Source organism: Bacillus seohaeanensis (assembly GCF_042684945.1).
GTDB classification, from domain to species: Bacteria; Bacillota; Bacilli; order Bacillales; family Bacillaceae_B; genus Rossellomorea; species Rossellomorea seohaeanensis.
Map to the genome: position 1 here is coordinate 756709 of NZ_JBHUMF010000031.1, position 20520 is coordinate 777228.

The 20520-nt window shown below is 37.7% G+C and carries 16 protein-coding genes, 2 riboswitches and 1 other annotated feature; of the genes, 4 read left to right on the forward strand and 12 right to left on the reverse strand.

Annotated features, from left to right (window positions below; all coding sequences use genetic code 11):
• Positions 1–185 precede the first annotated feature (185 nt).
• Positions 186–971, forward strand: a complete 786-nt coding sequence (locus ACFSUL_RS17070) for an arylamine N-acetyltransferase family protein (RefSeq protein WP_377937111.1) — start codon at positions 186–188, stop codon at positions 969–971.
• Positions 972–1374: 403 nt separating this feature from the next.
• On the opposite strand, the gene ACFSUL_RS17075 is transcribed toward ACFSUL_RS17070, so the two are convergent.
• The 9 genes from ACFSUL_RS17075 to ACFSUL_RS17115 form a co-directional block, all read right to left on the reverse strand.
• Entirely contained in the window at positions 1375–2415 is a 1041-nt protein-coding gene (locus ACFSUL_RS17075; protein WP_377937112.1) for an enoyl-CoA hydratase/isomerase family protein, read from the reverse strand.
• Positions 2416–2429: 14 nt separating this feature from the next.
• Complete coding sequence (locus ACFSUL_RS17080; protein ID WP_377937113.1) at positions 2430–2603, reverse strand: hypothetical protein; 174 nt, start codon at positions 2601–2603, stop codon at positions 2430–2432.
• Between the two features lie 243 nt (positions 2604–2846).
• Positions 2847–4301, reverse strand: a complete 1455-nt coding sequence (locus ACFSUL_RS17085; RefSeq protein ID WP_377937114.1) for a CoA-acylating methylmalonate-semialdehyde dehydrogenase — start codon at positions 4299–4301, stop codon at positions 2847–2849.
• A gap of 64 nt (positions 4302–4365) precedes the next feature.
• Positions 4366–5253 carry an NAD(P)-dependent oxidoreductase gene (locus tag ACFSUL_RS17090; protein WP_377937115.1) on the reverse strand — a complete coding sequence of 296 codons (888 nt, stop codon included), beginning with the start codon at positions 5251–5253 and terminating at the stop codon, positions 4366–4368.
• A 57-nt stretch (positions 5254–5310) separates the two neighbouring features.
• Complete coding sequence (locus tag ACFSUL_RS17095; protein ID WP_377937116.1) at positions 5311–7035, reverse strand: acyl-CoA dehydrogenase family protein; 1725 nt, start codon at positions 7033–7035, stop codon at positions 5311–5313.
• Positions 7036–7184: 149 nt separating this feature from the next.
• Positions 7185–8096 (reverse strand): methylisocitrate lyase, encoded by a 912-nt coding sequence (prpB, locus tag ACFSUL_RS17100; RefSeq protein WP_377937117.1) that lies wholly within the window; start codon positions 8094–8096, stop codon positions 7185–7187.
• A 15-nt stretch (positions 8097–8111) separates the two neighbouring features.
• Complete coding sequence (gene prpD, locus ACFSUL_RS17105) at positions 8112–9539, reverse strand: 2-methylcitrate dehydratase (RefSeq protein ID WP_377937748.1); 1428 nt, start codon at positions 9537–9539, stop codon at positions 8112–8114.
• Between the two features lie 52 nt (positions 9540–9591).
• Complete coding sequence (gene mmgD, locus ACFSUL_RS17110) at positions 9592–10710, reverse strand: citrate synthase (RefSeq protein WP_377937118.1); 1119 nt, start codon at positions 10708–10710, stop codon at positions 9592–9594.
• A complete protein-coding gene (locus ACFSUL_RS17115; protein ID WP_377937119.1) occupies positions 10700–10933 on the reverse strand; it encodes a hypothetical protein in 234 nt (77 codons plus the stop codon). The genes mmgD and ACFSUL_RS17115 overlap by 11 nt, the downstream gene beginning before the upstream one ends.
• Before the next feature lie 336 nt (positions 10934–11269).
• Positions 11270–11470, reverse strand: a riboswitch (cobalamin riboswitch).
• 294 nt (positions 11471–11764) lie between these two features.
• Positions 11765–11879: riboswitch (TPP riboswitch) on the forward strand.
• A gap of 146 nt (positions 11880–12025) precedes the next feature.
• Between ACFSUL_RS17115 and thiC the strand changes: the two genes are divergently transcribed.
• Positions 12026–13810, forward strand: coding sequence for a phosphomethylpyrimidine synthase ThiC (gene thiC, locus ACFSUL_RS17120; RefSeq protein ID WP_377937120.1), 1785 nt, complete (start codon positions 12026–12028; stop codon positions 13808–13810).
• A 21-nt stretch (positions 13811–13831) separates the two neighbouring features.
• Complete coding sequence (locus ACFSUL_RS17125; RefSeq protein WP_377937121.1) at positions 13832–13999, forward strand: serine protease; 168 nt, start codon at positions 13832–13834, stop codon at positions 13997–13999.
• A 201-nt stretch (positions 14000–14200) separates the two neighbouring features.
• On the opposite strand, the gene ACFSUL_RS17130 is transcribed toward ACFSUL_RS17125, so the two are convergent.
• Positions 14201–15019, reverse strand: a complete 819-nt coding sequence (locus tag ACFSUL_RS17130; protein WP_377937122.1) for a squalene/phytoene synthase family protein — start codon at positions 15017–15019, stop codon at positions 14201–14203.
• A 425-nt stretch (positions 15020–15444) separates the two neighbouring features.
• Positions 15445–15696, forward strand: a binding site (T-box leader).
• Positions 15697–15976: 280 nt separating this feature from the next.
• Between ACFSUL_RS17130 and brnQ the strand changes: the two genes are divergently transcribed.
• Entirely contained in the window at positions 15977–17290 is a 1314-nt protein-coding gene (brnQ, locus tag ACFSUL_RS17135; RefSeq protein WP_377937123.1) for a branched-chain amino acid transport system II carrier protein, read from the forward strand.
• A gap of 64 nt (positions 17291–17354) precedes the next feature.
• On the opposite strand, the gene ACFSUL_RS17140 is transcribed toward brnQ, so the two are convergent.
• Complete coding sequence (locus ACFSUL_RS17140; protein ID WP_377937124.1) at positions 17355–18581, reverse strand: aspartate kinase; 1227 nt, start codon at positions 18579–18581, stop codon at positions 17355–17357.
• Positions 18582–18616: 35 nt separating this feature from the next.
• Positions 18617–20437: an IucA/IucC family protein gene (locus ACFSUL_RS17145; protein ID WP_377937125.1), complete on the reverse strand. Its 1821-nt coding sequence runs from the start codon at positions 20435–20437 to the stop codon at positions 18617–18619.
• Between the last annotated feature and the right edge of the window lie 83 nt (positions 20438–20520).

The window sequence follows — 20520 nt, forward strand, 5'->3', positions numbered from 1 at the left end:
AGATATAATTATGTATTTTCAAACTATTCAAGCTACTATTAATTATTGCACAAATATAAATTATATCAATATAAAATAATAGATTCTTAGAGAAAAAATTGATGGCATCCTCTTAGAAAACCGAGTGGTAGCGAGTACATGTTTAGTAAATTTTAGTTATAATATAATTTTAAGGAGGAATTTTAATGAATGACTTGGATGTATTATTTCGTAACAGAATCGGTATCTCAGAAAAAGAAACCATTACATTTGAAAAATTGGAGATTGTTCTTGAAAAGACAGCAAAAGAAATCCCATTTGAAAATTTATGTATTCTAGCAAATAAGACAACTGAAATGACAAAAGAAAATTTAATAAATAAAATAATCGTAAAGAATGAAGGTGGACTTTGCTATGACCTAAATTCCATCCTCTATTTATTCTTAGTTGAAAATGGTTTTAATGCAGCCTTAACTCGTGGAGTAATATACAACCATATGGAGCAGCGCTGGAATACGATTGGGAGAACCCATGTCGCTAATCTAATCACCCACAATGGACAATTATATCTAATTGATACCGGCTTTGGAGGAAACTTGCCGTTAAAACCTGTTCCGCTAAATGGAGAGATTGTAACATCTCCTAATGGAGAATTTCGAGTAGAAAAGGTAGCGAGTGAACATGGTGATTATATTTTTTATATGAAATTGAAGCATAAAGATAAAGACTGGAAAATAGGCTATGCTTTTGATTCTGCGAAAGTAATCAAGGATGTATCTGAATTAAATGAGGTACAAAAAATCATACTAGAGCATCCTGAATCTCCTTTTAATAAGAAGCCACTAATCACCCAGCTGACAGATCGAGGCAGCATAACACTAACGGATACTTCGTTTACCGAATGGACTGATGGAAAAATGGAGAAAAAGGAAATGGATAATAAAAAATTCAAAGAAATAGTAAAAGAATATTTTGGAATTCAATCTTATTAAAGAGAGGCTGGGACATAACTAAAGTACTATCCCCTAAAGACGAACAATGTCAGGTTAAATTGTTTAGTAATCACTGTTACACACCGCTGTTGATTTCCGTGTCAAGACTTCGCTTTCCGCGGGCGGTCGGTGAGCCTCCGAGAAAAGCGGAAGCGGCTCGTTTTGCTCGCGAAGAAAATAGGGAAATACCCAAAAGGCGCTTTTTGCCTTTAGGGTATTTCATCTTTTTCATAGCGAGTTAGCCGCTGGAGCTAGACATGCGCTGCGCTCTTGCGGGGTCTCACCTGTTCCGCTTTTCCCGCAGGAGTCTTCGTCTTGCACTCCAATCAACAGCTAGAACAAGTTAAAAAGAACAACAAGTTTTATTCACCTAGAGCACATTTGTCCCAGCCTCTTTTCACTGTTATATAAAGAAACTAGTAACCATTTCTTCTGAGACATCCGATAAGTGTTTGTACATATATCGCGGATTTCTATCTTTATCAATGAGAACGGAACGTACCCCTTCAAAGAAATCCTTATGCTTAAGAAAGTTTTTAGCAAGCGTAAGGTCCGTAGCAAAGCACTCCTTTAATGTTTTTTCTTCTCCTTCAATTAGTTGTTGTAACGTTACTTTTAAGGATGATGGTGACTTGGATAAAAGTGTTTGCTTCGTTTTCATTGCAAAATTACTCTGTTTCTCCTCTAAAGAAGCCAGTATTGCTTCAACAGTTGGAAAGGAGAAATAATGATCAATATCTTCTTGTAAAGAAGCTAGCTGACTCTCGTTTGCTAACTCCTCGGAGTAGTTATTTATTAATTGTTTTATCGTTGAATCCAGTTCTCTGTCATGCCAATGTATTTCTTCAACATCACTAAGAAAGGCATTTAATTTTTCATATGGCATGTAATGATCTGCTCCATTTATATACATGACATCAGCAGCCTCAATAACCGCTCCTGTTAATGCTAAGTAACGTCCTATATATCCTGGAGCCTTATTTAAAAAGTAGGCAGCTCCTACATCTGGGAAAAATCCTATGTTCATTTCTGGCATGGCCCACTTCGTCCGCTCTGTAACAACTTTATAACTAGCTCCGTATGTTAAGCCAACTCCTCCACCCATAACAATCCCATCAAGGCAAGCAATGATTGGTTTTGAAAAGGTATAAATGAACTGGTCCACCTTATATTCCTCTTCAAAAAATTGTTCGGCATTGTGTAATGCAGATTGACTAACACGTGCTTCATACAGCGCTTTAATATCACCACCAGCACAAAAACCTTTTGTACCTGCACCTGTTAAGATAACGAGCAGAACCTGATCATCTTTTTCCCACTCTTTCAGCTTTTGTCCAATCATTGTCACCATTTCATAAGAAAGAGAATTGATGGCTTTCGGGCGATTAAGTGTGATGAACGCTACACCGTTGTTGTTCACAGAAAATAGTACTTCTTTCGTCATACCGATTGCTCCTTTTATAAATCATTGAAATTAGGGGGGCGCTTTTCAATAAATGTTTGAACCCCTTCTTTTGCATCAGATGTTAAAAATAATTCACTAAATCGCTTACGCTCTCTTTTCAAACCATTTTCCATTGTTTCCTTACTTCCTTGTATCACACATTCTATTGCTCGGGTTACACTTGTCATGCTTTTTCCTTCGATAAAAGATTGAGCGTAGTTCATCAATACACTGAGGTGACAAAGTATTGGCTGGGGGATTTCTTATTGTCACTGTAGTAACATAGTCTACTTTGTCTAGCTTCAAAAATTGATGTTCCATCTCATTCCTCCTCAAACAGTTTTATCCTTTAAAATGTCAATCAGTGGAGATTTCCGCTTGTCTCCACTGATTGTTAGTCCTGTTATTATCCGTTAATGCGGGGTAAAGAGCTAAAACCAGCGCTCTGTTACTACTTTTTTCCGCGTATAAAATTGAACGCCATCTTTTCCATTTGTGCCCAGATCCCCATAGAAGGAAGCCTTATTGCCGGCAAAAGAGAAAAATGCCATTGGAGCCGGTACATTTACATTGACGCCAACCATACCAGCATCTATTTTCTCACGGAAAATTTGGGCACTTTTTCCACTAGACGTGTAGATGACTGCCCCATTTGCAAATTTCGAATGATTTGTTAGGTTTATTCCTTCTTCAATGTCCTTTACTCTTACTACACTTAGGACAGGTGCAAATATTTCATCTTGCCATATTTTCATATCTGGTTTTACATGATCAAAGATCGTTGCACCAACATAATATCCATCTTGATCAATTTCAGGGTTTCTTCCATCTATTAATAGTTCAGCACCTTCTGTTATACCACTTGCAATATATTCAAGCACGCGGCTTTTATGGACATCACGAATTAACGGTCCTACAAAGTTATCTTCATTTCGCCCGTCCCCTATTTTTAATTTTCGTGTTTCCGACAAGAGGAGCTCCATAAATTCATCTGCAATATCGTCTACAACAGCTATAACGGAACAAGCCATACAGCGCTCTCCACTACTTCCGAATGCTGCTCCAATAACACCCTGAACCGTTTTTTCAAGATGACAATCAGGCATAACAATGGCATGATTTTTCGCACCGGCAAGCGCCTGAATTCGCTTACCATGAGCAGTACCTGTTTGATAGACATGTTTAGCCACTGGTTCAGAGCCGACAAATGATATGGCTTTTATTTCCGGATGTGTTAATAAGCTATTCACAACATCTCTGCCACCATGTACTAGATTCAAGACTCCTTTTGGAAACCCAGCCTGATAAAAAAGGTCGACAAGTTTTTCTGCTAAGAGAGGTGTTCTCTCTGATACTTTAAGGACAAATGTGTTCCCACAAGCAATAGCAAGAGGAAACATCCAAAGAGGTACCATCATCGGAAAGTTAAATGGTGTAATTCCAGCAACAACTCCAAGAGGATATCGCCAAATAGAGCCATCAATTCCATTTGCAATCTTTGATAATGCCTCTCCCATCATTAAACTTGGTGATGATGTCGCTAACTCCACCACCTCAATTCCTCGTTGAACTTCTCCACGAGCATCCGTTAGAGTTTTACCATTTTCCATTGTAATAATTTCTGCTAAATTTTCTTTTTCCTCCTGTAATAACTGAAGGTATTTATATAAATATCTTGAACGCTGAGGAACAGGTAATTCAGACCATATTGCAAAAGCACGTTCAGCTGATTGTACTGCAAGGTCGACATCTTCTTTTCCTGATAGCGGAACATAAGCAATAGTTTTTCCATTAGCAGGATTCGGTACAGGCTCCGTCAACTCACTAGTAGAGTCAACCCATTTTCCGTCAATATAGTTTTGAACCGTTTTGATATCAGTAATCATACTATCCCTCTCCTTTTTTTCGTATTAAAAGATATAAAATGGGTGTTAAGATAAATAGTATTATTTAGAGTACAGATGGCTTCTGACCACTAACTACTTTGTACAGGACTGCCATATCTTTATTACCAAATCCAGCGTCTACTACTTTTTCATACATTTCTAGTAACATCTTGCTAATGGGTAAATCAAGCTCATTTTGTTCCGCCAAATCGAGTGCAAAACCAAGATCTTTCTTTAATAGCTTTATAGTAAAACCTGGTTCAAAGTTATCATTCGCTATAAAACTCTTATAATTTCGTTCGTAAATTCGACTTTGACCGTAGCTTACATTTAGCATTGAAAATAATGTTTCTAAATCGAGGTCGCTTTTTTTTGCAAGATTAAGTGCTTCACTTACACCTGCTGTATAAAAGCCTATAAGTAAGTTATTAATAAGTTTTGCTGCAGTTCCACTATCGACTTTTTCGCCAACATGAAAAATATTTTCTCCTAACCTATTAAATACAGGCATAGCACGCTCGTAAGCCTCTTTCGGACCACCAACCATAAAGGTCAACGTTCGATTAATGGCACCGACTACTCCTCCACTGACAGGAGCAGCTAAAAAATTAATGCCTTTTTGCTTAGCAACATCTGCTATTTTTTGATTCATTTTTGGTGCTACTGTACTTGTATCAATTAGTAGCGTACCCGAATGACTATTTTCAACGAGCCCTTCTTTTCCTAAATAAACGGACTCAGCCGCCTCTGATGAAGGTAGACTTGTTAAGATAACATCACATAGATTTGGCAAATTTGGGGGAGAAATGCCAATGATTCCTCCCGACTTTTCAAAATCTGATTCCACCTGTTTATTTAAATCGAATCCATATACTTCAAAATCTGAATCAAGTAAATTTTTCGACATCGGAAAACCCATATTCCCTAAACCAATAAATCCTATCCTTTTCATTCGTTTGCCCTCCATTTATTTAGGTATTCTTAGAAAGACTACCGTGAAAACAAGCCTTTATTTCAAATATTGCCGTCGGTTAATAATTATTTGGGCAATTTCTCTCTTCTTCAAAAAGAGATTATGATAAAGCGGTATAGAAAGATGACGAATTTCATCTAACCTCCTCTTTCTTTCACTATCTACGGTTTCAATACTGGAAAAAATCGATACTGTAGCCTCCTCTACTTTTCGATAACCTTCTTCACATAAAACTTCATTCATCAATTGTTTTATCTTTTTTTGTTCTTCACCATGTTTCTCGTTACTGATAAGCTTTTCTGTACGTAACAGCGAAGATTCCATAATATAAACCTCTTTTACTATATTGGCTAATAAGTGTAAGTATTCTTGCTCTTCCGCTATAATAGACTTCATATTTGAAACCGCTTTCAACGATTGCCTCAGCAAATAGTTTGCTAAATAGACAAACTGATGATTTCTTTCTAAATCTACTTCGTTATAAATTTCAGGAGTCCCTAACTTCACTTGAGCATATTTTTTTACCAATTCTTTTGCAATTGTTAAACGATTAATTTCATTCGTTCCTTCAAAAATTCTACTAATTCTGGCATCACGATATAACCGCTCTACTTCATACTCTTGCATATAGCCATACCCACCGTGTATTTGAACTGCTTCATCTACAACTTCTCCGAGTACTTCCGAGCAATTTACTTTATTTATCGCACATTCCATTGCAAAATCAGCTATTTTTGAGATAACTCTATCACTTTCCTCTACAGCATTAATCGTATCATCTAATTCCCCTGTTGTTCGGTAGGCAGCACTTTCTGCACCATAGATGGCAGTCGCCATGTTAGCTAGCTTTTCTTGTATCATCGTAAAATCCACTATTGATCTATCGAATTGTTTGCGTTCCTTTCCATAATCAACAGCTAACTGAAGTGCTTGTTTAGATGTACCAATATTAGAAAAGGCAAGTTTAAGTCGTGCTAGATTAAGAATATTTAAAGCAACCTTATGTCCTTTACCGACAGTGCCAAGAACGTTTTCATTTGGAACAAGTACATCATCTAACACAAGTGTTGCAGTGGAAGAGCCTTTAATCCCCATCTTCTCTTCTTCTGGACCAATTGAAACACCTCCAAAGGACCGTTCTACAATAAAAGCCGTTATCCCTTCGCTTGTGTTTGCAAAGACAACATAGACATCAGCAACCTGTGCATTCGTAATCCATTGCTTCGCTCCATTCAGCAGCCACATTGTTCCTTCCTTATTTAAAACAGCTGTTGTTTTTGGATGAAGGGCATCCGATCCTGCATCGGGTTCTGTAAGAGCATAAGCACCAATCCATTCCCCTGAAGCAAGTTTAGGAAGATACTTTTGTTTTTGGTTTTCACTTCCAAAATACACATACGGCAATGTTCCAACACCTACATGGATATTAAAAGAGACACTAAAAGAACCTCCAAATCCCATCTTCTCTGCTACAAGTCCTGATATTTTTTTATCTAAAGAAAGCCCTCCATAAACATCTGGAACTTCAATTCCAAGTAAGCCTAACTCACCTGCTTTCTGAAATAACTTACGCACCACATTATAATCATGCTGTTCAATGGAAGAAAAATACGGAAGGACATCCTGTTTAATAAACTGCTCCGTCGTTTTGGCGATGAGATCTTCCTCGTCATTGAAATCTTCCGATGTAAAGATAGTGGAAAGCTCTTCACGTCGTGTTGAGTATAGATAATGGGGAAACTCTCTTTCTATTTTTTCCATATAAACCCTCCCGAAGTATTATAGGAAGGAATAGAAAAGAAAAAGGCCAGCATTCATCTCTTCTAATTCCTCCTATTTTGCTAACTATTCTTTCTATCTTCCTCTCTATAGCAAGTAGAGGAAAGAGTTTTCTTTCCTCTACTTGCCTATCATTTCTCTTCTTCCACTAAAAGTGTTTTTGCAATATCACTATCTAAATCCTCAAATTTGTAATAGGAAATTGTCTCATACAATTCCTTTCTCGTTTGCATCGCTGCAAGATCTTCTTTTTGGGTTCCCTGTTCCTTTATAAGCTGAAACACCCTTTCATACGCTTTTGCTGCTACACGTAGGGATGTTACTGGATAGATCACCATTTTGATTCCCATACTCGCAAATTCTTCTGCAGTATAGTAAGGTGTTTTTCCGAATTCTGTCATATTCGCAAGCAAAGGAACCTTTATTTTTTCTGAAAACAGCTGGAACTCTTCCTCTGACTGAAGTGCCTCTGGAAAAATAACATCCGCTCCTGCTTCTACATATGCAGTAGCTCTCTCTATTGCGGAATCTAGTCCTTCAACCGCTCGAGCATCTGTACGAGCCACTACCATTAAGGATGGTGCAACCTCTTTTATGACTTTAATTTTTTGTATCATCTCTTTTGTTGAGACGAGTTGCTTACCATTTAAATGCCCACATTTCTTAGGTAACTGCTGATCTTCGATTTGAACAGCTGCGACTTTTGCTTCCGCCATTTCTCTTGCAGTACGAGCGACATTAAGGACTCCACCAAAGCCGGTATCGATATCTACTAATAATGGTAGATTAGTAGCACGCACAAGGTCTCGCGCACGATCGGCCATTTCAGATGAAGTAACAATTCCTAAGTCAGGCAGTCCTTTGCTTGCTGTATAGGCTGCGCCAGACAAATACAGAGCGGAAAATCCTGCATTCTTTGCAACTAATGCAGCCATTGCATCATGAGCACCTGGAACTTGTAAAATGTCTGAAGTCGAAAGTAACTTGTAAAATTGTTCTGCAAGCTCCTTCTGAGTTAACTCTTTATCTACAATCCAAGCCATATGTTAGACCTCCTATTATAGTAAGAACAATTCTATAAATTGATTTACATGCATATTTTCCAGTTTTTCTTGGTTATAACAAATTTCTTCAATTTGTTTTTGATGCTTGCTAGGATAATGCGTTTTTAAGTTATTTAAAAATTTACTAATAATTTCTGGGATAGCCTCTTCTCTACGGAAACGGTGACCTAGTGGGTATTCACATTCCACTTTTTCAGTAGAAGTTCCATCTTTAAAATGAACTTGAATCGCATTGGCGATTGAGCGCTTGTTCGGGTCTAGGTAATCAAGACTATATTGTTTATTTTCTACAACATCCATTTTGTCTCTTAATTGATCAATTTGCTCATCTGATGCCGTTTCATTTTCATAATGCTCTGCTCTTATATCTCCTTTTAATAGACCAATAGCAGTAATGTACTGTATACAATGATCGCGATCAGCAGGATTGTTCAGCGGGCCTGTCTTATCAATAATTCGAATAGCTGATTCATGAGTAGTAATCGTGATTCGGTCAATTTCGCCCAAATGATCCTTGATTTGCGGGTGAAGCTTAACAGCACATTCTGCAGCAGTTTGAGCATGAAATTCCGCTGGATATGATACTTTGAATAACACATTTTCCATAACATATGAATCAAGATCTCGTCCAAGTTTTAATTCTTTCTGTTTAAATAAAACATCTTGGAAGCCCCAGACTGGTGCGGAAAGAGCCGTAGGGTAGCCCATTTCTCCCTTAAGAGCGGTCATTGCTAAATAGACACCTCTACTTGTTGCATCGCCTGCAGCCCATGACTTGCGTGACCCAGTATTTGGGGCATGTCGATAAGTTCGTAAACTAGAATTATCTATCCATGCATGAGATAAAGCATTAATAATTTCTTCACGCGTTCCCCCTAACATCTTTGTAACAACGGCTGTCGTTGCAACTTTGACAAATAGTACATGATCAAGGCCAACTCGGTTTAAGCTGTTTTCTAATGCCAGCACTCCTTGAATTTCATGTGCTTTAATCATCATTTCGAGAACTTCTCGTACAGTTAGAGGCTTATCCCCTTTGCCAAGACGAACCTGACTTACATAATCAGCGACAGCTAATATACCACCAAGATTATCTGATGGGTGTCCCCATTCTGCAGCAAGCCAAGTATCATTGTAATCGAGCCAACGAATCATACACCCGATGTTAAATGCTCCTCGAACAGGGTCGAGTACAAATGATGTACCTGGAACCCGACTTCCGTTTGGAACGGTTGTCCCCGGCACAATCGGTCCCATCAGCTTTGTGCATTCTGGATAATTTAATGCAAGAATTCCGCAACCTAGTGTATCGAGCAGAACATAACGAGCTGTTTCATAAGCTTCCGTGCTTGTAATATCCTTATGCAGTACATAATCCGCAATTTCTTCTAATAAAGTGTCTACTTTTGTTTGCTCATTCATTTTAATCACAACTATCTTCCCCTTCTATCGATATTCATTTCAAACGTAACCATTAGTTGGTGAGGGTACGGCGTTCTCCTGTATAAAGTACACGTGGTCGGAATAACCGGTTATTTTCATGCTGTTCAATGACATGTGCACAAAGACCGAGCGTTCTTGAACTGAAGAAAATTGGTGTATACAATGGAATAGGAATTCCTAGCATCCAGTAAACAGGTGCTGCATAGTAGTCTAGATTTGGATAAAGCCCTTTCTCTCTTTCCATGATTTTTTCTCCAGCTTCGCACATCTGAAGAAGATTATAGTCACCCTTGACATCAGATAATTGCTTCAATGCCTCTTTCATCATAAGTGCCCTTGGATCCATTTTTTTCATATATACTCGATGGCCAAATCCCATAATTTTTTCCTTGTTATACAGTTTTTTCATTAGCATTTCTTCGAAGTTTGAAACAGTATCAGCCTCATTTAACATGTACATAACTGCTTCATTTGCACCACCATGCAAATTTCCTTTTAATGAAGCAACTGCTCCAGTCAGGGCTCCATATAAATCGGACTGTGTAGACGCGATCACCCTAGCTGTAAATGTCGAGTTAGGTAGCTCGTGCTCACTGTATAAAACAAGAGAAAGATCAAATATCTTTTCTTCGAGTGGAGAAGGCCTTCTCCCTGTAAGCATATAAAAGAAATTAGCACTATAAGATAGATCTTGGAGTGGGTGAATAGGTTCATTTCCATTAATGATTCGATAACTATTTGCTACAATGTTTGGAACTTTCCCTAGCAGATTATAGGCTCGGTCCATATTTGCCTGTAACGAGCGATCATCAATATGCTTATCGTAGCCGGCAAGTGCAGATATTCCTGTACGAAGACCATCCATCGGATGAGTTTGCTTTGACAATAGATTGAATATCGTAAATAACTTTTCTGGAATGTCATATTCCTTCTTTAGCTTTTCTAATACAGATGCTTTTTCAAGTTCATTAGGAAGCGTATCTTCCAGTAAAAGATGAACAATATCTAAGTATTCTTTCGTCTGAGAAAGCTTAATCAAATCATAGCCTTTTATAACAATTTCCCCTTGTACCGTATCAAGAAATGAGATGTTTGTTTTAGAAGCAATCACACCCTCAAGACCTGGAAAATAGTTCACTTCAGTTTCCATCCTTTTCATCCTCCCATCCTAACAGTTCCACTTTCACTTCGAAGTAAGCCCTTTCAAGATTTTGCATATAAATCTCTTTTTCAGGCTGTCCCTCTGTTACTTCTTGTATTTCTGCTTTCAATAGTGTCCATTTTTCATCGATTGAACAAGACTCGTCTAAATTGAAATTGTTCATTATGCATATTTTGAAAGAATTGGTAAAGTAATTCACTGATCCAAACAACGGTGTCCTCCTATAAAGTGAGCGTCTCCTGAATAGTCCAAGAACAATTGTGCAAACGCCTTTATTAGCCCCTCCAAGCAAAAAGCAAAGAAAGAGCACGTTTTCCTTTAGATAATGCGAGCTTAAGTAGGCTGAGTACGGCAGCTAAACGTAAACGGTTCTTGTTTAAAAATTATCTACATACGAATGGTTTACAGTTTTCTAGCCAATAAAAAAACAACTTCCTCATAAGAAGTTGTTAAGGTACGAATGAATATTTAAATAAGCATGTTGATGGCAAAAATGAAAAACACGCTCTACTATCTCGCACTTAACACCTCCTATCCGCGTAGGTATTGATGTTTGCTAAAACAGGCAGGTCTCCTGACTTAAGATCATCGCTTTTCGAACCTTCCCATTTTCGTAATAATGAAAACAGTGGTTTTTTCGAATCGCTCCCAAATACAGTTGCGGGACAGCGTCGGAATCTAACCGAACTTCCCTTTTAAGCAGTTAAAATGAAATTCATTTTGCTGCACCTGTTTCTACAACTATTCAATTTTCTTTTCAAACATATCAAATGTTTAGAAAAATTACAATTATTTTTTATTTTTAGTAAATATTGAAAACACAGAGACGACCCTCTAGCCTCGCTGAACCAAAAGAAGAATCGTCCCTTTGCTTCTTAGTTAGTTCCCATCCAAATCCACTAATAAAGGACATCCGTATGGACCGGGATCCAAAAACTCCACAGTTAGATAACACCAGTTTTTTTGTGTATACCTTCTATATTTTTAAAATATTATTTCACTTTCGTTCAAACTCATGTATACTAATGAATGTAAACTTAATAGCAATAACTAGGGGAGTCCAATAAGTTGGGCTGAGAAAGAAACGCGCTAAAGTTTCTTGACTCTTTGGACCTGATCTGGATCATGCCAGCGTAGGGAAGTTAGAAATTCACAAGTATGTAAAACTACTTCTACATAGTCAAGCTGGGTCCGTTTATTACTAATGGATTCAGCTTTTTTATGTGCTTCATTTGTTTTAAAACTACCTCTGTTATGTTCTAGATCTCGTCTTTTAAAAATTTAAAAGGGAGAGATTTATTTTATGTCAACAACCTCATTAAATGAACAAAACATTTCCATCATGTCCAACTTTTCAGGAAGCAAAAAAGTTTATGTAGAAGGCTCAAGACCCGATATTAAGGTGCCAATGCGTGAAATTGAACTAAGTCCAACAACCGGTACCTTTGGCGAGAGTGAAAACCCACCAGTTCGGATCTATGATACTAGTGGACCTTATACGGATCCTAATTATTCAGTTGATATTACAAAAGGGCTACCTGCTCTTCGAAATACATGGATTCATGAACGCACTGATGTTGAAGAATACGAAGGACGCAAAATTAAGCCTGAAGATAATGGCTATCAAGATGAAAATGACCCACGTGCCAATCATAAGTTGTTCCCTCGTTTAAATCGAAAACCACTGCGTGCTAAGAAAGACTGTATTGTGACACAACTTCATTATGCAAAGAAGAAAATTATCACCCCTGAAATGGAGTTTATAGCTTTAAGAGAAAATATGAAGCCTGAATTTGTACGTGAAGAAGTTGCAAAAGGAAGAGCTATAATCCCATCTAATATTAATCATCCTGAGTCTGAGCCCATGATAATAGGACGTAATTTCCATGTCAAAATTAATGCGAATATTGGAAATTCAGCTGTTTCATCTTCTATTGAAGAAGAAGTTGAAAAAATGACATGGGCGACTCGCTGGGGAGCTGATAATATTATGGATTTATCAACTGGGAAAAATATTCACACGACAAGAGAATGGATTATTCGAAATTCAGCTGTTCCTGTGGGTACTGTTCCTATTTATCAAGCCCTTGAAAAAGTGAAAGGTGTTGCTGAAGACCTTACATGGGAAGTTTATCGTGATACCCTAATAGAACAAGCTGAGCAAGGTGTAGATTACTTCACCATCCATGCTGGCGTTCTTTTACGATATGTCCCTTTAACAGCTCAGCGTTTGACAGGAATTGTATCACGCGGCGGATCTATTATGGCACAATGGTGCCTCTACCATCATAAGGAAAACTTTTTATATACTCATTTTGAAGAAATCTGTGAAATTATGAAAATGTATGATGTTGCATTGTCTCTAGGGGATGGTTTGCGCCCAGGGTCAATCCATGATGCAAATGATGAAGCTCAGTTTGCAGAACTAGAGACCTTGGGGGAATTAACCAAAATAGCCTGGCAGCATGATGTTCAAGTAATGGTTGAAGGACCAGGACACGTTCCAATGCACCTCATTAAAGAAAACATGGATAAACAATTGGAGGTATGTCAAGAAGCTCCATTCTATACACTTGGACCACTTACAACCGATATAGCACCTGGTTACGATCACATTACATCTGCAATCGGAGCTGCAATGATTGGCTGGTATGGAACAGCAATGCTGTGTTATGTAACGCCAAAAGAACATTTAGGTCTACCTAACAAAAATGATGTTCGCGATGGTGTTATCACTTATAAAATTGCTGCTCATGCTGCTGACTTGGCGAAGGGACACCCAGGAGCACAAAAAAGAGATGATGCCTTATCAAAAGCTCGTTTTGAATTTCGTTGGCGGGATCAGTTTAATTTATCGTTAGATCCTGAGCGTGCTTTGGAATATCATGATGAAACATTGCCTGCAGAAGGAGCAAAAACATCTCACTTCTGTTCCATGTGCGGACCAAAGTTTTGTAGCATGAAAATTTCACAAGATATTCGTAATTTTGCAAAGGATAACGAGCTAGATACACAGCAAGCTATTGAAAAAGGATTGAAAGAAAAGGCTGAGGAGTTTAAAAAATCCGGTAGAAATATATATCAATAACCTGCAAGGGAGGTCATAAAATTGGAAATCCGAGAAATTGAAGAGAAAATTTATCAATTGGAGACCGAAATTGCTTTATTGAAAAAGCATGTAAAGGAAACCCAAAGAAAATGTGATCACCATTTTCAAGGGAATCTAAATTATGAAACATGCATAAAGTGTAATAAAGTAAACGTGCTTTATTACTAGCAATGCTCTCGAGCTAGGAAAGGGAGATAGATTGAGACCACTGTCCCCTTCTACTATTTTATCATACGGTATCTAGTATCATCGATTTTATTGCGCGGTATTTACAAATAGAAGAAGGAACCTGACTCCTTTGTCCCTTCCCTGATACGGTCAAAAAAAACAAAACTCTAAAATAATGCTTAGAGTTTTGTTTTTTATTCATTATTTACCTACTACTTGATCCACTACTTTGGTTACATCAGCTCTACTCATTTTTTCTTTTCCTTCTGTTAAAGATTCAAGCGTACCATGAGCGAGGGCTAGCGGAATTTCGCAGAAGTTTAGGATTGTCTTCGTTTTAATATCTTTTACGTAGTCGTCGGCCAATGCTAGGTTACGTCTGGCATAACGAAACATCTGTTCTAATTCCCAGCCATCAGGGAAAAAGCTTACCCCCCTACTCATGTCCTCCGTATGGTTGCGAAGAATATTGACAGACTGCAAACCACGTCCAAACGCTATTGCAAGATTCTTATCTGTTTCGGTATTGTCATACCATTTCCAAATATCCGTTAACATTACTCCTACTAGACCCGCAACGTAGAATGTATAATCATCTAAATCCTCTTCGGTCTTTATCCGCCATTCCTTTGTAGCCCATTCCGCCATTCCTTTTGCCATTATAGATGTCGAATCTAACATCTTCTCTACAATGCTTGGCGGACAAATTTTTATCCAGTCAGCAAGTCTCAAGGTAACCTCAGGTAGAAGAGATTTATATGGATGAAATAACGCCGTTAACTCGTTATCATCAAAAGGTTTTTGTAAGAGTTGACTTATGGAAATTAATAAGTCATTTTTAGATTTTAGTGGGAGCTCGGGATGATCTTCAATCTCGTCAATTGCCCTCATGCATAAGTAAGCAGATGTAACTGCTTCCTTTAGTCCTGGCGATAAAAGACTAATAGGAATAAAGAAAGTCCGACTAGTCTCCTTCAGCATGTCTACCGCATCACTATGTAAATTACTTTTTTCACTCACCCTATAAGCACTCCTTTTTTACATTAACACAATAAATATTGTCTTTAATTTTAAATTATTTTTTTCACCTATAACTAGGATACTGTTAATAAGGAAATACTGCAAAATTTCCGTTCCAGTTTCTAATTATTTAGTACAAAACTCTGTTTATTAGAGAATACTATTTTAGGTACAAATTAATTTTTATTCTACATAAGTTTTCTTAAAGTTTCTTTCACACCTTTTAAGTAGAAGTATATCCATTTTACTTCGGATACTTTGTTCAATTCAAACGTTATGAGTGATTTACGGAAGTCTATTTTTTCTCGAACAAGCGTAAGTTGGGTCAAATGAAATAAACTCAATAATAGCAATATTCTCAATCATTTCTATATTGATAAAATATATTGACTTAGCATTTCACCCATGGTAAATTATTTTTGATATTAAAATCAGTGACGAGAAAGAGTAAGAAAAGAACCCTGTTCTCCAGAGAGTTGGTATTTAGTGGGAGCCGATGGACAGATCTTATCCGAAAATCATCTCCGAGATGCAAAGCTGAAAGTAGTAAGCTTTGACGGATTTCCACCGTTATAATGGAACACGTATGATAGTACGTTGACTGAGAGCCGGATTGTTTCTTTTTAATGAAACTTGCGGAATATGGGTGGTAACGCGAGTATAAACTCGTCCCTATTTAGGGGCGAGTTTTTTCATGCAAAAAATAGAGGAGAGACGAGATATGAGTAAGAAACACCTTACTTAATGGCATGACTGTATATTCAGAATCTTAGGGCTTTTACTAGTTTGCTAGTACAGAGGTTGGGTTTATAAAATCCTCAATCTAGTCTATTTATACTATTACATTGCCGATACAAATAAAAAAGTTGTTCGTAACCATAGTGAAAAAGCCTTCATTACTATATTTGAAACGGTTGAAATTGATGGTGAGTTCACTAAAATTTAGGAGGGTTTTAGGTGAATAAAAAGAATATACTATTTTCAGGATTTATGCTCTTTTCTTTATTTTTTGGTGCGGGAAACTTAATCTTCCCGCCTTATCTTGGGTTAGAATCCGGCAGCTTCTTTGTTGCTGCGATTGCTGGGTTTATTTTGACCGCTATATTTTTACCTTTTTTAGCTATCATTTCTGTCTCTTTATCCAATAATGGACTATTATCTATTGGACAGCGGGTTCATCCTATCTTTGGACTTGCCTTTGCTATCGTTATTTATATGTCCATTGGTGCTTTTTATGGGATTCCCCGTGCCTCGAATGTTGCATATGAATTAGGCTTTATGCAAATATTCAGTATCGAAGGTCGGCTCCCATTACTCTTATTCTCAGTCATTTTCTTCGGCTTGACTTACTTAATTAGTATCAACCCTAAAAAAGTGATCGACCTTGTAGGGCAGCTCCTTACACCTGCATTACTCATTGTGCTAGCAGTATTATTTGTTCAAGCCTTTTTGACATTCAGCTATACTGATGCACCAACAGCTGAAAAATACCAAACGGATCCTTTTCTCAATGGATTTTTAGAAGGGTACTTCACAATGGATGCAGTTGCTGCCCTTGCTTTTGGCATTGTCATTATTAATGGGCTAAAAGATAAAGGGGCAACTAGAAAAAAAGACTTGGTACGTGGAACCGTCAGCGCTGGTCTCATTGCAGCCGTGGGTTTAACCATTGTTTATCTATCACTTGGTTGGATTGGGCGTGTGTTACCACATGACGAACCACTTGAAAACGGGGCTGAAATATTAGTCCTAGCCTCCCAGCAATTATTTGGCTATGGTGGGAATGTGTTATTCGGAACAATCGTTATCCTTGCATGCTTAACCACATGCGTTGGCCTTACCAATGCATGTGCACGTTTTTTCAATGAAACTTTTCCGAAGTTCTCGTATGAAAAATATGTGTTAGTTTTTATTATTATCGGAATGTTTTTTACAAATCTTGGTCTTGATTTGATATTACAAGTGGCAACGCCATTACTTGTCTTCATCTATCCAATTTCGATTGTGCTCGTGATTCTATCATTATTCCAACACTTCTTTGGAGAAAGCAAAAAAATGTATGTTTTCTCCGTTTCGATAGCAACGTTATTTGCCTTTTATGAAGTGTTAATTACTTTTAATATCGGTCTTACTAAACTAAATTCGATTTTAACTTTACTTCCTTTGTATGAAAATGGTTTAGGCTGGACGGTGCCAACACTCTTAGCAGCAGTGATTGGGTATATTTTGGATCGTAAGCGGGGAAAAGTTGTGTATAGGAATAAATTTTAAGATAAAGTAGAAGGAGACGGTTTTCTTGCTTCATCGAAGCGAAAGAACCGTCCCTTAGCTTCATTTAAACATGAACCTGTTCCGTAACAATAAAATCAAGTCCAAACCCAGCGTGCAACCGTTCTGCAGCTATATATACTTCGCTCTTCTCTACGACAGCCGTCACACTTATAGAGGACTCGCCTACTAATTTTACTTTCACCTTGTTCTTTAATAGTACCTTGCACACTTTTTCCTTAATACCCGGATGTGATGTAATGTTCCTTCCAACCACCGAAACCTTGGCTAGACCATTTTCATATTCTAAGTTTCTATACGTTAAATTGTTTTTTTCCTTGTGTAAGATGGATAATACATCTTGAAGATCCTTCTCTTTTATTAATACGGTCAAGACGTTATTAAAATACTGCTTATAGATATCTGCTTGAATGTGACGAGAAGCAAGTTCTAACATAAGTTTTGCTTGTAAAGAGTCTCCATCTTCAAATTCAGAGATTGATATTCTAGCAATGTTCTCTTTAAACGCCACTCCAATGACATAAATTTCACTATGACTCTGCTTCTCCACAGAAACCAGTGTTCCCATACCTTTTTCAAAACTAGACTTTATGAAGAGCTTAATTTGATGTTCTTTTGCATATTTTATCGCTCTCGGATGAAGTACACCTGCTCCCATCGTAGCTAAACTTAGCATGTCTTCATAAGAGAGGGATGCGATTTTCGATGCCTTATGAACAAACCTCGGATCGGAAGTATATACTCCGTTAACATCTGTATAAATATCACATCGATCTGCCTTCAACTTAGCAGCAAGAACAGTCGCAGTCGTATCAGAGCCTCCTCTTCCTAATGTCGAAATGTCTCCATCACTCGTTTCTCCTTGGAATCCAGCTACTACAACGATCCTTCCTTTATCTAATTCGTTCCTAATCCGACTTGTATCAACCGATTGAATCTGGGCATTTCCAAGTATTGAATCCGTCTGAATTCCAGCCTGCCTACCTGTGAAAGAGATGGCTTCTACTCCTTGCTCTTGAAGGGCCATAGTAAGAAGAGAGATGCTCACCTGCTCTCCTGTGGATAAAAGCATATCCATTTCTCTTTTACTCGGATTGGACGATATTTCTCTTGCTAGCTGTACCAGTGTGTCTGTTGTCTTTCCCATTGCGGACACTACGACGACTATATCATGACCTTTCTTTTTTTCTTCCACTATCCTGTTCGCTATTAGCTTCATTCGTTCCGTAGAGCCTACAGAAGTTCCACCGAATTTTTGAACAATTGTACTCAATGATTATCCTTCTTTCTTTTGGAGGATTGATTGGATCAGTTCGAACCAATAGTCATTTTTTTACGAAAAAATGATAAAGCATTTGTCACTTTTCCAAATTCAGATGCATGTGGTCGATCATCGTCATCAGAGTATCCATAGTCCACCATACGATTCCGGTTTAAACACAATTTCGTAAGCTTAGGTTGGAAGAAATCAAATAGCTGATAACGTTCCTTTAAATGTGGGAAACGTTCTTGATAATTTAAAATGGAACTAGCAAGCAACCTCCAGAACGTTTTTTCCGACATCATTTGGTTGTTCACTAATAGGTTACTTAAGTATCGTAAGTGACAAATAAAGAGACCAGTAAAAATAAACTGAGTAAGTCCCTCAGGTGGTTCTGTTCGAAGCACTGCTTTTAATTCACTAGTTACCCCTTTTAATTCTGGAAAATCTTGATCTGTAATATTTACATCATCTACAAAATCTTTAACCGCTAATCGATGAGGTTTCCCATCCTTAAACACGACAATCGTATTTTGTCCATGAGGGGAAAATACCGTTCCGTATTGATAGAGATAATGAAGAAGCGGATCCATTACAACTTTGAAAAACTGTTGCATCCATTCCTCTATTTCAATCCCAGATTTCTCTATTAAGCTGGCAATAAAAGGCTTGTGATGATGATCTTCATATAATAAGGCTGCTAAAGTAATGGCTTGTTCTCCATCTTCGAGATACGTATAAATACTTTCTCTCCAAATTGTCCCGAGCATCTCTAAATATTGATAGGGTGCTTGTTTTAATTTCGTATAGTAGTGATGATTGACATTGATGCTAGCATTTTCACCTGGGAGAATCACTCGACACTCCTCTTTTAAAAATTTGTCCGTCTCCCCTATCCTTTTAATAAATTCTGTTACCCTTGGTGCAATCAACGTTCGTTCTGAAGGCAGCCCTCTATATACAAGTGTGTTTAAGATACTCATAGGAAGCTTTACATGATGTTTGTTCTTCGTTGTTTGATTTACAAATGTTCGAATCGATTGTTGTGGAAGATAACGATCTTCCCCTTCGCCTAAAGGAACAATTTTTCCAGTCGCGACCTCTTCAGGAAAGTTCTGAATCACCATGTTCTTCCATTGCCATTCATGTATGGGTAAGAAATAATAGTGAGACGGATCACTCCCATTTTGTTTTACTTTCTCACTAAAATAGTCTCGTTCTGTTTCACTTAATTCCTTAGAAATTAACTCTTCATAACCTAATCCTTCCACCGATTGAAAAGAAGCAATCTCTTGATGAACAGCTATCCAGGAAAGACGTACTTCCTTCTGCTGCTCGGGTGCAAATGCAAGATAATCATCATAACCAAACCCAATTCTTCCTTTATTGTAGGTAATCCAAGGGTGCCCCGTCATATACCCTTCTAGAAGGGCATAGTCTTCATAAATGAGCTCATCAGATGTTTTCACGTTTTTTTCTAAAAGATGAGCATCTGCAATTAATGTATTATTCATCTCTTTTATTAAATGTCCGGCTGTCTCTGAAGACATCCCGATAGCTTCTTGAAGATCCACCAATAGTTCAATCGCACTATTTGCTTCCTTCCTCTCTCCGTTCTCTACAATGTAGACGGTCGTCCATTTCACATCAAAACTATCAAAGAAACGCTTTTGAGCAATATATTGATAGTGCTTCGAGTCAGAAACTTGTAGTGCGTATTCTATATTCTCTCCCTCTTCTGAGAGAATTTCAGGAGTAATCATGTCTTCATACATATACTCGGATAACATTTTCCCTATCAATCTTTTATTAACTTTCCTCCAACTATCACTTTTAAATACACGCTGAATTTCATTATGGAATAACATTTGATCCCTTCTTTCTTTTTATTATTGGCTATTTTCGTAAGGTTTGTTGTTTTCGGGAATAAACAACGGACCGTTCCTTTCCG

Bases quoted from the DNA above. Each gene is read 5' to 3' on its own strand.
- ACFSUL_RS17070 (WP_377937111.1), top strand. From the start codon at position 186: ATGAATGACTTGGATGTATTATTTCGTAACAGAATCGGTATCTCAGAA.
- ACFSUL_RS17075 (WP_377937112.1), bottom strand. From the start codon at position 2,415: ATGACGAAAGAAGTACTATTTTCTGTGAACAACAACGGTGTAGCGTTC.
- ACFSUL_RS17080 (WP_377937113.1), bottom strand. From the start codon at position 2,603: ATGACAAGTGTAACCCGAGCAATAGAATGTGTGATACAAGGAAGTAAG.
- ACFSUL_RS17085 (WP_377937114.1), bottom strand. From the start codon at position 4,301: ATGATTACTGATATCAAAACGGTTCAAAACTATATTGACGGAAAATGG.
- ACFSUL_RS17090 (WP_377937115.1), bottom strand. From the start codon at position 5,253: ATGAAAAGGATAGGATTTATTGGTTTAGGGAATATGGGTTTTCCGATG.
- ACFSUL_RS17095 (WP_377937116.1), bottom strand. From the start codon at position 7,035: ATGGAAAAAATAGAAAGAGAGTTTCCCCATTATCTATACTCAACACGA.
- prpB (WP_377937117.1), bottom strand. From the start codon at position 8,096: ATGGCTTGGATTGTAGATAAAGAGTTAACTCAGAAGGAGCTTGCAGAA.
- prpD (WP_377937748.1), bottom strand. From the start codon at position 9,539: ATGAATGAGCAAACAAAAGTAGACACTTTATTAGAAGAAATTGCGGAT.
- mmgD (WP_377937118.1), bottom strand. From the start codon at position 10,710: ATGGAAACTGAAGTGAACTATTTTCCAGGTCTTGAGGGTGTGATTGCT.
- thiC (WP_377937120.1), top strand. From the start codon at position 12,026: ATGTCAACAACCTCATTAAATGAACAAAACATTTCCATCATGTCCAAC.
- ACFSUL_RS17145 (WP_377937125.1), bottom strand. From the start codon at position 20,437: ATGTTATTCCATAATGAAATTCAGCGTGTATTTAAAAGTGATAGTTGG.